The following is a 12,441-nucleotide window of genomic DNA, read 5'->3' as shown; positions in this document are numbered from 1 at the left end:
CTTACTCATCATTGACTCTCTACTATTCTAGTTCGTTTTTTCTCCGATGTCAGCAAGGGTGTTCACGAAACTGGCCACTTCGGCAACTGTGGAGAAATACTGCTCCATGAAGACCCGCAGATCTGCGACGTACGTTTTGGGCACGTAAATCACGTCGTAGGGTTTGACCAGTATTGCCGAAGCCATGTCTCCGACGTCGAGGATACGTTTCAAATCAAGCCTTCGACCGATAGGTTTGCCGTAGACGTTCTTTGAAATGAGTATAACGCTGGTGAGATCCGCAGTATTTTGTCGGTGTCCGCCAGCGAGAGCAACCGCCTGCAATGCGGTGATCGGCTGGCGAATTTCGTAAGCGCCAGGATTATTAACTTCGCCGAGAATGTAAACTTTTCTTGATTTTGCCGAAGAAAGGGCTACTGAGGCCACAACGTGTTTCAACTCGCCTTGACGGTACAATTTATTGGCGGTCCGCTCCACATCGCTGACCGTGTATCCGGCTGCCAGAATGCGATCTTTCAAGAGGGGCAGATCTATCGTGCCGTCCGGCTTGACGGTCACTTGTGTCTGCTGACCGGAGGTCAATGTGGTCAATGAATCCACGAGCCGCTGAACTTTCTGATAAAATTGACTAACTGACACCGTAACCATACGATAATTCCGAAAGCGCTGGTCGATGTCTCCATTCCGCAAGATATTCGCACTCCTGAATTTTTCTTCGATCTTCTTTGAAAGCTCCTCAGGCGCAAGACCGACGGCTTTAATGTCACCGATGCCCGGCAACGTTATCATTCCGTCAGGACGAATGACCACTCTTCTGTTCAATTCAGGATCGAGAATAAATTCGATTTCAATCTCGTCCAGAGTATCAAGTTTGTATGACCCCGCGGGAATGGTCCATTCAGTCTGGAAATTAACGGTGAGCAAATCGTCCGGGCCGAGCCGGTAGTTGCGGCATACAATGTCGAAAGCCTCTGCGAGATCATGAAGTTGCGGATTCTTGGCGGGGCCGGGGTAGGGTCTGAAGGGAGAGGGAATCAGCCCGATGCATCCTCCCAGCAAAAGGGCGAGGAGGGCGGCTCCGATGAATCTGCGCGCTAAGATTCTTTTAAATTTATCCATATTTAATCAATTTACTTAAAGTAAAATCTTAACTTCTGTAAGCGTCTATAGCAGATTTTTGAATAATTTTCAAGAAAAACTCGCCTGCCTCGTAATCGTTCAGTTACGAGCAGGCACTAGGGATTCTGCGCCCTGGAAGGGCGGCCCAATAGTAGCCATGGGTGTCAGAGACTGTCTCAAAACTGTGCTGACACCCAGAATCGTGCCACGCTGACCACCCGGGGCTGAAGCCCCGGGCTATTTTCTGCCGCCCCTTCGCGGCTCAGGAAGCTGACGTCCCAGAGGGACGTAGGATAATAGCCTGGTAATTCATTGCCGGGAAGAAGGAAGTCGTGCCACGATTTAGGATAAATTTCGACTTTTGAGACATTCTCGTCAACCCGTGGACAGCGCGATGTCCATAAGCACGGTTCAACGACCCTGAAAGGGTCCACCAACAGGCAATGATTCCCAAATGTCATTGGTGGACCCTTTCAGGGTCATGAAGACAAAGGATTTGCCGTTCTGCTTCCGTGGGCTTGCACCCACGGCTACTGTTGGGCAGCCCCTTCGAGGCTGAAGAAACCTCTCTCCATGCTTAACTGAATGGTTGGCGCTGGTGAAGTGTTACTTCAATTACCCACGGAGGTGCGACGTTAGGAGACATGTCATCGCGAGGAGCGGAGCGATCCCGCGTCTCGCGGGACAATCTCCTGATACTTGCCTGCACCTTCAGGGGATTGCTTCGCTTCGCTCGCAATGACAGGCATTCAGACGCTCTGGCATCGACGATGCGGTTCGCTTCGCTCACCGGCATCCTCCCTGCTCAGACAAAATACTCTCAAACACCGCCCGAGACTGAAGCCTTACCTGCCTCCCGAGCGGTCAGCATTCGACGGGCATGTGGGCCAACTTAGCGCGCTCTTGGTCGTTTGTTCCGGAGGAATCCCGCGGGCCCCGGAACAACAGGTCGGCGATTCCTTGCCGGTCAAAGAAAAATATGATGATGTTCGAGTCCCGGAAGGGCTGCTGATGCACGAATTTCCGGCAATGAAGAGACTGTCGCAAAATTCTCGAAGGCATGACAAATCGTGGCACGATTCGCCATCTTCGTAGGGGGAGGCCTAGTGCCTACCCTTATTCTTGGGTATCGGATGTTGCAGCTACTCGTCCGTTGAGTGTACCGCTTCAAAGCGTATTTTGAACAATGCCATAGCCAGATCCCGAGTATCTGATGCTTTTCCGAGTTGTGCCGGGGATATGGCGTAATCGAAATTGAACTCGATTTTGTTTAAATCATGAACAAGCTCTTTTGGCAGAGTCACCGCATAAATCTGGACTCGATCCGCAAATGACAGTGTTGCTACCAACCTGCCATTGAGCGTTACCGAAGCCCTCTGTTTGAGATGCTCCGCCACCATGGGCGCTGCCGTAATGGACATTGTATATTTCAGCCCTGGTAAAAGGGGAACAAAGAGCTTGGCTTGTCTTGCAATCGCCCACGTCCAGACTTCATCACCATCGAATTCATCCTGTCCCCAACCAGGTCCGAAAAAGTGGTTGGATTCCTCTTTCCCCGGGATGACATCGAAACCGGCAAGCTCGGACAATTTGAGATTCTGTGGCCAACTGGGGAACGGAACAACAGAAATGTCGTTTCTGGAAAGGCCGTTCAGGTCTGCCCATTGAAAGCTGTTTATCTTACACCGGAATAGGCCCGAGGGTGAATCGAAGAATATTTGGTCCGCCAGTGGAGCCCATCCAGGTGGAATGTTGCCGCTGAACCCGTTGACCGTGGGGATGTCTACGGCCAACTGAACCCACATTGCATCCAATTGGGAATAGGCCCAGTAAGGGCGTCCCGAGAGAGATTTCACATTGAACACACAGTAGAAAGAACGACAATCCTTGGGAATCTCGCGGGCTATTTTCGCAATTCGGTCTCTCGTCTCGTATTTGTTGTAAGCCAGTGTAGTCTGAAATTGCTCTGCGAAGATGAAAAGTAGCAAAACGATAGCGAGAGTAGAGCTTCTGATTCCGTTTATTGCGTAGGCAACGCCGATGCAGATCCCGATCAGAATCAGAAACGAAGCACGAGTCACAACCCTGATAGCATCTGCAGCCGGAACATACTTGAAAACCAGTACCCAAGGAGACAGATCTCCATAGTACACAAGTGCTGTAGCGAACATTATAACGGTACTGCAGACCACTACTTTACCCCAACTTACTCTGAAGAGCCGAATCATACCAGTGAGAGACACAGCTATAGTGACAAGACCGATTCCTATTCGGTGTGCCGGTTCATTGTGAATGTCTGCAAAATCCAAACACGTTCGAGACCATTGATATGCATAATTCCACGGTCCCATGTCGATCCACGACTTAAGGGTAGGGATCATGAGGACCACCTCCGACCATGCACGGGTCCCCACGAGAGTCTTGGCCAAATTGTAGTGATATGCCGTCCATGCCAAAACGGGCGTAACGACAAGTGCGGAAACGACCAAAGGAAGCCAGTTAAGCCGTGCAAACAGAAGAAGCGATCTCCTCGGTTCTCTGAACACAAGAGATACTGCTAAGGCAATCATAAGACCGAGAAAGAGAAAAAAGCCGAGATATATGCCTGCAAGGGCCTGGCAGGCGACTGCAGCAGCAAAGACTACAGTCCAAAACCACTTCCGTCTATTTGCGTAGGTTCCTTGCTCTGGAAGACGCACAAACATTCTGCAAAGGCAGAAGAGGGCTATCATGGTAAAAAATTGAGGCAGCAGTTGAGGATAATTGAGCTGCGTACCCCTCATGGACGCAAATGAAAACAAGTAGGCTCCGCCGGCTGAAGCAATCAAGGAAAGACCCAAACCGCGTCGAAGAAACAGCAAGCTGGCGAGAAAATTCAATATTCCGACAGTAATCATCCAAAGCTGAAAAGAAGTGTCCGGTAAGAAACTCAGAATTCTCCAAAACCAGTAGATCGGAGCAGACCCCAAGAGCATGTCCGAGAAGGCAGTCGCATTCCTACACGGGTAGAAGATGGGACAATCCCAAAAACTCTTGTGGAGGGGATTTCCCGCTATCCATTGATAAGAATGTTCCAGAATATAGTTGTTGAAGCGGGTGTCTCCGGGATCGGTCTGTACCAAAGCGAACCGGGAAAGAATCATCGGATGAAAAAAAGCTAAAATACCGATCACAAGGACCAGCAGTATGAAAAAGTTTTCCTTCCTTCGTGATCGATCAAACATAGACAAGCATTTCATCTGTAATTGTTCTCTGGGTATTTCCGCTCGGCAGAAACAGGCTTGCTAAAGTCTTGGTACCGTCCTGGTACAACTGTGGAGTGCGCTAAAGGTCCTGTTTCCGCGAACACCGGACCTCCAACTTTATCGTGACCTCGTAAAGCGGGTCAATCTTTTTGCATTTCCGTGAAACACGTCCGACAAATCTTCTTCGAGCCTTGCGTAATCCGGAAAGCGATAGAGCGTTGACAGATTTCCTCAGAATGCCGTACTTATAGAGGAAAGAACCATCAGGCCTCGGGGTATGAGGAGTGCTTATGACCTGGGAAGATCTTAACAGACAAGCGGTAGAGTTGTTCCAAAACGGAAAATACACGGAAGCAATCGCAGCCGGAAAGCAAGCTCTGGAAGAAGCAGAGAAAAGCTTCGGCCCCGAAGATCCTCGGGTTGCTCGGGCCTTAAACAATCTCGCTGAAATGTATCGAGCTAAAGTGCAGTATACAGACGCGGAGCCGCTATGGAAACGCGCACTCGATATACGCATAAAAGCACTCGGCCCCATACACCCTGATGTTGCCACTTCACTGAATAATCTTGCGGGCGCGTACTTCGAGCAGGGCAGGCTTGTTGAAGCGGACAATCTCATAAAACGAGCAGTGGAGATCCTGGAGAAAGCCCTGGGGCCGAACCATGCCGATGTGGCGACCTCTTTGCTGAACCGGGCGGCAGTGAACCGTGCCATGGGACGTCTTCCCGCTGCGAAACCTCTGTACGAGAGGGCTATAGTAATCCAGGAAAAGACTCTTGGTCCGGACAATCCGCAACTGGGGGAGTCTCTCAACAATTTGGCAGGCATGTACGAATCCCAGATGCGATTTCGCGATGCGGAGCCGCTCTATCGTCAGGCGCTGCAAATTGCGGAAAATGCATTTGGACCGTATCATCCGCACGTAGCATCTTCTTTGAACAATCTGGCTTCGACTCTGGTGGGAATGGGAAATTATGAAGAAGCCGAGACCCTCCTCGTTCGTGCTCAGAATATTCTGGAGAAGAATTTCGGCACGAATCATCCCATTGTGGCAACAGGATTGGACAATCTCGCTGACTTTTATGAAGGGATCGACAAACCTGAGGAATCCAAGGCATTGAAGGAAAAAGCCGAGCAGATCCGTGCACAACAATCGTAATGTTTTGTTTGTGGCGGATTCACTGCCCTGACTTGTTTCTCGAGTCGGTGCCGCGAGATTGTTGTCTGCCTTTCGGTCGGAATGAAGACCCCTCAGTTTTGAACAAGTATCCCGTTGCATCCTTGAAATCGTTGATTACGTTGCTGGCGAGGTACTTTGCCCAATGGGGTTTGCGCTCGTCTTGGAACCATGCAAGATGCGCGAGAACGTACCCGAACATCGGCGATGTCATGTAGAGAGGTTTGTTAAAGTCTGTTCCGGGCCATTTCGTAAACTGGCTGACCCAGGCTCGCGGCGAATTGGCCTGAAAGATGGCGAAACCGAGCACACAGGCTGTGAGATCGGTGAGAAGCTCTTCATCATGATTCATCCTTCCAACCTTTCCAAGAAGTCGACCGTGAGCCAGTTCATGAGCCATGGTGGCGATCAAATGCTCCGGATGATACAGTTGATCTGTATCCAATGTGATTATGTGGCTTCGATACGAATGTGTGTACAACCCGGCAAAGCCCGGCCCTGGCGCGTCCCGACCTGTACCGTCAACGAACCGTGTCCTCTTGTTGGGTGAGTGAAAAAACTTAAGAGTGACGCGGTCCTCCGGAACGCCCATGAAGCCGCAGATTCTGGAAAAGAGTGCTTTGGCGCATTCTTTCGAAGGCTCGAACTCGAGAGGAAAGAACTCCTGAGTCGGCAACACCAGAGGTCGATCGGTGAAGATGTTGCGCGGAAATCGAGAGGAGAGCCATTCCAGGCGTCCCTCTATCCACTTTTTTGAAGCAGGATCGCACGGACATTCCGGCGGATTCCAGAACATTTACATGTCTCCGTCTGCCACACAAATAGTTGTCTCTCGCATGGCACGTAAATCTTGGGATCAACCTTGAGAAGTATCAATACTGAATCGCCACCTGCAAAACGCATCATCGGGTATTCGATCGGGGGGACACCACACGCATTCGGTCGCGATGCGCGGATCGACTGCTCTGGCAAATTCCGAGTATTCGATTATGCCCGCAGATTTACAGGGATAATCATCCAATCCTTTCTTGCGCCTGGCAGACTGGACTCTGCATTCGGTTACCGTGAAAATGAGTGATCCGTCCTGATCCCAGGAAGAAGAATGAGCGTTGATAATGGTGTAGATCCTGAGCTTTATTGCTCGCTCGAGTGCTTCCAAGCCTTCATTGGCGCCGATGCCCAGAAAGCCTTTCAGCTTGAAGGCTTCCATTTTAGCAAAATGCGACCAGCACGTATCATTGGTCTGTTTCGCTTCAGCCATACCTCGCGCTGCTTCCACGGCCTGGAACCAGAGTCCGTCACCGGTAAGCCAGGTCTTGGCAATATCACCCGCGAGGAACAGGAGTTCTTCTCTGGATTTCTCGGCCAGGATTTTGGGTACGTTGCCTTCCATCTGTATCCCGAAATGGGGAGCAAGTCTCATCAGGGCCAGGGGGGCATATCGGTTCAGCACATCCCGTTCCATTTCCAGAGCGAGATCAGGTCCCTGGTGGTGCAATGCTTCTGTGAACCACATGCCGTAATGTACAAGCACATCCCCGAGAGTTACCCCAATGAAGCGAAGCAGTTCATCTTTTGAGAGTTCGGTTACATCGACAGGTTTCGTCTTTTCATCCGCCATTGTGACTCCGTTCATATAATCTCCCATTCATGGGGAAATCGGAGGCATTCGTTACAATCTGCTCTTGGAATACAAAAAACGTCAATCCTCTATGCGTTTGAAAACTCCCGATCTGCCCCCGCTCTTCTCCATCAGGCGAATTTCCGAGACAACCATCTCCCTGTCCACGGCTTTGCACATATCGTAAACAGTCAAGGCCGCGACAGCTACGGCAGTGAGTGCTTCCATTTCCACCCCTGTGCGCGAGGTCACTTTCACTGTGGCTTGTATTCCAATGAGTGACTGTTCCCGATCCGGGAAAAAATCCAGCTTTACTGAAGAAAGCGGGAGCGGATGAGCGAGGGGAATAAGATCCGGTGTCTTCTTTGCCGCCATGATACCTGCAAGCCGCGCCACGCCGAGGACGTCTCCTTTTTTCGCTCGCCCTTCCAGGATAAGATCAAGTGTTTCCGGCCGCATACGAACGTGTCCTCGAGCAATTGCTTCTCGTGTGGTGATGCCTTTTTCGGTGACATCTACCATGACAGCTTGGCCTTTTTCATCAAAATGGGTCAGTTCAGCCATATCTCGACTTTCATCCGGTGGTTTACCGCGTTCATTTCTTCTGCATTCGGTGTGTCAGGGCTGCTGCATGTGCAGCGAATCCCTCGTACCTGGCCAGAGTCAAAGTTTTGGGTGCGAGATCCCGAAAACCCGCTTCAGTCACCTGGGAGTAGGACATCCGGCGCGTGAAGTCACGGACCGACAGAGCAGAAGCCGTTCGTGCAAACCCGGACGTCGGAAGAATCGCGTTCGGTCCGATGGAATAGTTGGCCAGTGTTCCGGGAGTAAATTCGCCCAGCAGCGCTTCACCCGCGTACTGGACCTTGTCCAATGTCGCTGAAGGGTTGTGAGTAAGAATCTGCAGGTGTTCAGGAGCAAACCTGTTTACAAAATCGAGAGCATCGTCCATGTCCTCGGCAAGAACAACTCCACCATTGGTCCTGAACACCTCCTGGCAGTAGGAACGCCTGCCCTCGGGTAGGTCTGCAACCAATTGCGGAATAAGCTCCAGAGCCTTGGACGCAAGGATAGGGCTGTGTGTCACGAGATACGCGGCGGAATCCGGTCCGTGTTCCGCTTCGATGAGCAGGTCGGTAACGACCATGAGCGGATCGGCAGAATCGTCCGCGAGCACTATCGCCTCACTGGGGCCTGCCGGAAGGCCCGTATCGACCTCTGTAGACAAGAGCTGCTTTGCTGCGAGAACATATCCCGAACCAGGCCCCACTATTTTATCGACCTTTTCGATGGTTTCCGTGCCGTAGGCAAGTGCTGCCACAGCCTGCACTCCGCCAAGCGCATACACTTCGTCAATGCCGATCATACGTGCAGCGGCAATGGTTGCTGCATCGGCTTTACCGTGTCGATCCGGGGGAGTGACCACTACAATTCTCGGTACTCCCGCGACTTTGGCAGGAACTCCGGACATCATCATCATGGAAGGAAACGAACCCTTGCCTCGAGGAACGTACAATCCCACGGAAGCGATGGGAACAATGCGTTCGCCTGCGATAATTCCCGGACTTATCTCCATTTCCCATGATGGGGGCTCCACCTGGCGCTCATGAAACACGCGGATATTGCGAATAGAGACTTCCATTGCCTCTTTAAGGTCCTGTGGAAGCGAATCCCTCGCGTGGTCCATGTCTTCAAGAGAAACCCTGAACAGATCTGGTTCCAGATCCACGCCATCGAACCGAGCAGTGTATTCCCTGACGGCCTCATTTCCTCGGTCACGGACTGCATCCAGAATTGGAGTCACCCTGATCTTGAGATCTCTCAGATCCACACCCGTTCTGCGACACAGCTTCGCTCGCTCCCCGGAATTCATCTTACTCAGTTCGAAAAAGTTAACCTTCATACTCGACCTCTAGCGCGTCAAACAGACCATAGACAGAGTGTATTTTGCACGGTATTATACATATTGCCCTGAGCGATGCACACCAAATCAGGATATAACCCCGAAAAGGATAGCGTATGTCCGAATATAACAAAGCTGAAGCGGACTTTTTTCTTGTTGCCCTGAAAGAGGAGGCCCGGACGATCCTATGGAAAATACACGCGAATGTCGATCCGGAGATAGTAATAAAAAGTGTTATCAACGACCTGCAGGCACTCGCTCCTCGCGATGAGGGCGAAACGAGAACCGATGAGGAAATCTGGTCGGCCATCCGTGAGAAGCTCCTTGAGGCGGCATACGCAACGAGACCTCAGTGTGTGCGATGTGGAGATTGCTGCACTACCGGGAGTCCCACACTCATGCACGAAGATATAGAGCTTTTTCGGAAAGATATTTTGAAGCCTTCGGAAATTGTCACGATCCGAAAGGGCGAACCCGTGTACTCAAGTATTGAAGAGAAACCGGGAACGGCAGAGCAGGAAATGCTGAAAGTACGGGAAATACCTGGAGAAAAGACCTGCACGTTTTACCGGAAATTGGATCAGAGCTGTTCCATATACGAGCATCGACCTCAACAATGCCGGAAGCAGGAATGCTGGAATCCTCAGATGATTTCGACGATTGAGGACAACGCGAAGCTGGATCGATCTGCACTTCTTTCGGTCATTCCAGCGCTTTGGGAAATAATCGAGCGTCACGAAGAAAAGTGTTCTCATGAGGAGTTCGCCCGTGTAATGGCGCGGTTAGGTGCCACCAAAGGTCAAACCGTAGACAGCGTATTGGACGTGCTGAAATATGATATGCACGTCCGTGAATTCATCTCCGAGCGGTTTGGGCTGGCCGAAGATACCATGAAATTCTTCTTCGGAAGACCTCTGGCAGATTTTCTGGGCTTGTACGGACTGCAATTGGAAAAACGCGAGGACGGATACTTTTTGACATCCTCTGATTAAAGCGAGTGCCAAGAATTCTGACGTATATCCCACGCTCCAAAAGAAGGTATTAGTAGGGACCGGGGTGCCGAAACTATCTCAAAAGTCGAAATTTACCCCAGATCGTGGCACGTATTTTTCATCATCTTCCCGCGGTGATTGTAGCTCACGTAGGATGTGATGAGCGAAGCGAATCGCATCGATCGCGAAAGACCTCGACGGATGCTATTCCCGCTGGTCATCGCATCCTACAGTGGCTATGCTGCCTGCCCCGCAGGAATGGAGAATCGTGGCACGATCTTGCATCCACATGCATAAAATAAAATCGGGAAGAGACTTCTTGTAAGGAGTCTCTTCCCGATTCTCATTCTAGAAATATCTAAACAGGTTCTTAGAAATTAAGCTTCGGCAGCCGCCTCTTTAGTTTCGGCAGCAGCGGCTTTCTTAGCAGCAGCAGCTTTCTTCGCGGCCTGTTCTGCCTTTATCTCTTCAACGGCTTTTGCCTGGCGCTGCGGGTCGAGGTACCGGAAGATGAACTGACGGTTGCACGACCACACACATGCTTTGGCCATGTCTTCATCGAATTTCTCGTAGTCCACTTCTATGCGGTCATTGATCATATTGACCACATCTTTTGCCTTACGAGTGCATGCTCCGCAGTGGATGCAACCTGCCTTGCAAACATTACTCACGGCTTTGCCGGAATCCTTGCTGCTGCAGGGCACGTACGCCGGAGCGTCTTTCGGCAGCAACTGGAGGACCTGTTTCGGGCACGTCTTGATGCAGACACCGCAACCCGTGCACGCTTCAGGATCGATCACCGGCATTCCGTCTTTCATGTGAATGGCATGGAACGGACATGCAGCTTCGCAATCGCCATAGCCCACGCAAGCGAAATCACACTCGTATGGGCCGCCAAACGCTATGGAAGCGGCCTGGCAGGTATCGAATCCCACATATTCGTGTTTCTTCTTGACTTCGCCATCATTTCGGGAGCAACGAAGCACCGAAATGACCGCACTGGCTGCGCCGGCGCTCTTACCGGTAATCCCTGCGACTTTTTCCGCAACTTCCTGCTTTCCGGGAGCACATTTGCCCGGCGGACAAGCGGGATCGGTAACCACCGCCTCGGCATAGGATTCGCATCCTGCGTATCCACAGGCGCCGCAGTTAGCTCCGGGTAAACAGGCTCTCACCGCCTCGATCTTGGGATCTACTTTCACTGCAAAGCGCTGAGCCGCGTAAGCAAGAGCCCCTCCGCACACGATACCGAAAATTGCAAAGAATGCGATGCCCCAAAAGGCGATAGTCCAGACGTTCTCCATGTGTAGCCACCTCACATATCGCAGAAACGGGTCTGCAATTATGTTTGTTTGTAGATTAGGTTATTTGTGAACAACCAATCATAACGCGTCGATCTCAAGAAATCAATCGCATGGAGATCGGCTGCTAGAAAATCGACAGACCGGAAAAACCGAGAAATGCCAAAGCAAATAATCCGGTCACTATGAACGCAATCGGGAGTCCCTTGTATGTCGGAGGGACCCTCGCGACTTCCAGTTTTTCCCTCACCGATGCCATAAGGAACAGTGCCAAGGCAAATCCAATGCCTGCTCCCAATCCCAGAGTAAGGCTCTCAAACGCGTTGTAATGGCTATCCGCATTGATCAACGGTACTGCAAGGATGATGCAGTTCGTGGTGATCAACACGAGATAGACGCCCAGCTTCTTGAACAGGTATGGATTGATCTTTCTCAATATGGTATCCATCGCCTGAACAAAAATGGCCACCGTGCCGATGAACACGATGATTTTTAGAAAGCTCAAGTGAAGGACCTGCAAAACATATGCATACAAGAACCAACTGATAATTGCGCTCAACACCATAACCACGGTGAACGTAACACCCATGCCGATGGCTGTTTCCTTCTTCTGGGAAACGCCGAAAAATATGCAGAGTCCGAGATACTTCGTGAAAACGAAGTTATTGATCAGCATTGCGCCGAGAAAGATTCCGAAGAGAAGCTGCATCTGGCTCTTCTTGATCAAGAAATCCTTATCGCCCATAACCTTTCCACCGGCGGTCACAGCTTTCGCTTCGATAACGAATTGGCTGGAGAGGTTCAGGGGGTCTTTGAACTTCAGAATTGCAGTGACCTTTTGAGGTCCGAGTACAACGCTGTCGACATTGATTCGAATGTCAGGATCTTGTTTCTCGAACACTGTGTAATTGCTGGTGTTTTTGGCCCAACTTTCGTCGACGGGCACACCGAAATTGAGCTCGATCTCCGTATCGCTTTTGAAGGATCCTGATCCAGCGGTTTCAGCTAAAACAGGGGCGGCCATCATCAATACGGCTATGGCAACCAAAGCGGCTCTGACAAAATTTCGCGAAAAGTTCATA

At 50.9% G+C, this 12,441-nt stretch carries 11 protein-coding genes; 2 read left to right on the top strand and 9 right to left on the bottom strand.

The window, feature by feature from the left end:
* Positions 1 to 27: 27 nt before the first annotated feature.
* The 3 genes from DESTI_RS14515 to DESTI_RS14505 all read right to left on the bottom strand — a co-directional run bounded on the left by DESTI_RS14515 (position 28) and on the right by DESTI_RS14505 (position 4,343).
* On the bottom strand, positions 28 to 1,119 hold the full coding sequence (locus tag DESTI_RS14515) for a polysaccharide biosynthesis/export family protein (protein WP_014810723.1): 1,092 nt from the start codon (positions 1,117 to 1,119) through the stop codon (positions 28 to 30).
* A 577-nt stretch (positions 1,120 to 1,696) separates the two neighbouring features.
* The gene (locus tag DESTI_RS29985) at positions 1,697 to 1,915 is read right to left on the bottom strand and encodes a hypothetical protein (protein ID WP_014810721.1); all 219 of its coding nucleotides are present in this window, start codon (positions 1,913 to 1,915) and stop codon (positions 1,697 to 1,699) included.
* Positions 1,916 to 2,261: 346 nt separating this feature from the next.
* A complete protein-coding gene (locus DESTI_RS14505; protein WP_041286217.1) occupies positions 2,262 to 4,343 on the bottom strand; it encodes a hypothetical protein in 2,082 nt (693 codons plus the stop codon).
* 311 nt (positions 4,344 to 4,654) lie between these two features.
* Between DESTI_RS14505 and DESTI_RS14500 the strand changes: the two genes are divergently transcribed.
* A complete protein-coding gene (locus DESTI_RS14500; protein ID WP_014810719.1) occupies positions 4,655 to 5,524 on the top strand; it encodes a tetratricopeptide repeat protein in 870 nt (289 codons plus the stop codon).
* A 19-nt stretch (positions 5,525 to 5,543) separates the two neighbouring features.
* On the opposite strand, the gene DESTI_RS28935 is transcribed toward DESTI_RS14500, so the two are convergent.
* The 4 genes from DESTI_RS28935 to hisD all read right to left on the bottom strand — a co-directional run bounded on the left by DESTI_RS28935 (position 5,544) and on the right by hisD (position 9,066).
* Positions 5,544 to 6,338 carry a hypothetical protein gene (locus DESTI_RS28935; protein ID WP_014810718.1) on the bottom strand — a complete coding sequence of 265 codons (795 nt, stop codon included), beginning with the start codon at positions 6,336 to 6,338 and terminating at the stop codon, positions 5,544 to 5,546.
* A gap of 60 nt (positions 6,339 to 6,398) precedes the next feature.
* Positions 6,399 to 7,178: a DUF6125 family protein gene (locus DESTI_RS14490; protein WP_014810717.1), complete on the bottom strand. Its 780-nt coding sequence runs from the start codon at positions 7,176 to 7,178 to the stop codon at positions 6,399 to 6,401.
* A 66-nt stretch (positions 7,179 to 7,244) separates the two neighbouring features.
* Positions 7,245 to 7,727 carry a cyclic pyranopterin monophosphate synthase MoaC gene (gene moaC, locus DESTI_RS14485; protein WP_014810716.1) on the bottom strand — a complete coding sequence of 161 codons (483 nt, stop codon included), beginning with the start codon at positions 7,725 to 7,727 and terminating at the stop codon, positions 7,245 to 7,247.
* Between the two features lie 31 nt (positions 7,728 to 7,758).
* Complete coding sequence (gene hisD, locus DESTI_RS14480; protein ID WP_014810715.1) at positions 7,759 to 9,066, bottom strand: histidinol dehydrogenase; 1,308 nt, start codon at positions 9,064 to 9,066, stop codon at positions 7,759 to 7,761.
* A 116-nt stretch (positions 9,067 to 9,182) separates the two neighbouring features.
* On the opposite strand from hisD, the gene DESTI_RS28930 reads away from it, so the two are divergent.
* Entirely contained in the window at positions 9,183 to 10,058 is an 876-nt protein-coding gene (locus tag DESTI_RS28930) for a YkgJ family cysteine cluster protein (protein WP_014810714.1), read from the top strand.
* Positions 10,059 to 10,435: 377 nt separating this feature from the next.
* Here the strand turns inward: DESTI_RS28930 and rnfB are convergent, their stop codons facing one another.
* Positions 10,436 to 11,362, bottom strand: a complete 927-nt coding sequence (rnfB, locus tag DESTI_RS14470) for an RnfABCDGE type electron transport complex subunit B (protein WP_014810713.1) — start codon at positions 11,360 to 11,362, stop codon at positions 10,436 to 10,438.
* 124 nt (positions 11,363 to 11,486) lie between these two features.
* Complete coding sequence (locus DESTI_RS31240) at positions 11,487 to 12,440, bottom strand: electron transport complex protein RnfA (protein WP_014810712.1); 954 nt, start codon at positions 12,438 to 12,440, stop codon at positions 11,487 to 11,489.
* Position 12,441 lies beyond the last annotated feature (1 nt).

Origin of the sequence: Desulfomonile tiedjei DSM 6799 (assembly GCF_000266945.1) — a bacterium.
GTDB classification, from domain to species: domain Bacteria; phylum Desulfobacterota; class Desulfomonilia; order Desulfomonilales; family Desulfomonilaceae; genus Desulfomonile; species Desulfomonile tiedjei.
Note: the sequence above shows the minus strand (reverse complement) of the source record. Positions and strands in the feature narration are given on the sequence as shown.

Excerpts from the sequence above, each read along its gene's own strand:
- DESTI_RS14500 (WP_014810719.1), top strand. The coding sequence starts at position 4,655 with ATGACCTGGGAAGATCTTAACAGACAAGCGGTAGAGTTGTTCCAAAAC.
- DESTI_RS29985 (WP_014810721.1), bottom strand. The coding sequence starts at position 1,915 with ATGCCGGTGAGCGAAGCGAACCGCATCGTCGATGCCAGAGCGTCTGAA.
- DESTI_RS14505 (WP_041286217.1), bottom strand. The coding sequence starts at position 4,343 with ATGTTTGATCGATCACGAAGGAAGGAAAACTTTTTCATACTGCTGGTC.
- DESTI_RS28930 (WP_014810714.1), top strand. The coding sequence starts at position 9,183 with ATGTCCGAATATAACAAAGCTGAAGCGGACTTTTTTCTTGTTGCCCTG.
- DESTI_RS28935 (WP_014810718.1), bottom strand. The coding sequence starts at position 6,338 with ATGTTCTGGAATCCGCCGGAATGTCCGTGCGATCCTGCTTCAAAAAAG.
- moaC (WP_014810716.1), bottom strand. The coding sequence starts at position 7,727 with ATGGCTGAACTGACCCATTTTGATGAAAAAGGCCAAGCTGTCATGGTA.
- DESTI_RS14490 (WP_014810717.1), bottom strand. The coding sequence starts at position 7,178 with ATGAACGGAGTCACAATGGCGGATGAAAAGACGAAACCTGTCGATGTA.
- DESTI_RS14515 (WP_014810723.1), bottom strand. The coding sequence starts at position 1,119 with ATGGATAAATTTAAAAGAATCTTAGCGCGCAGATTCATCGGAGCCGCC.
- hisD (WP_014810715.1), bottom strand. The coding sequence starts at position 9,066 with ATGAAGGTTAACTTTTTCGAACTGAGTAAGATGAATTCCGGGGAGCGA.
- DESTI_RS31240 (WP_014810712.1), bottom strand. The coding sequence starts at position 12,440 with ATGAACTTTTCGCGAAATTTTGTCAGAGCCGCTTTGGTTGCCATAGCC.
- rnfB (WP_014810713.1), bottom strand. The coding sequence starts at position 11,362 with ATGGAGAACGTCTGGACTATCGCCTTTTGGGGCATCGCATTCTTTGCA.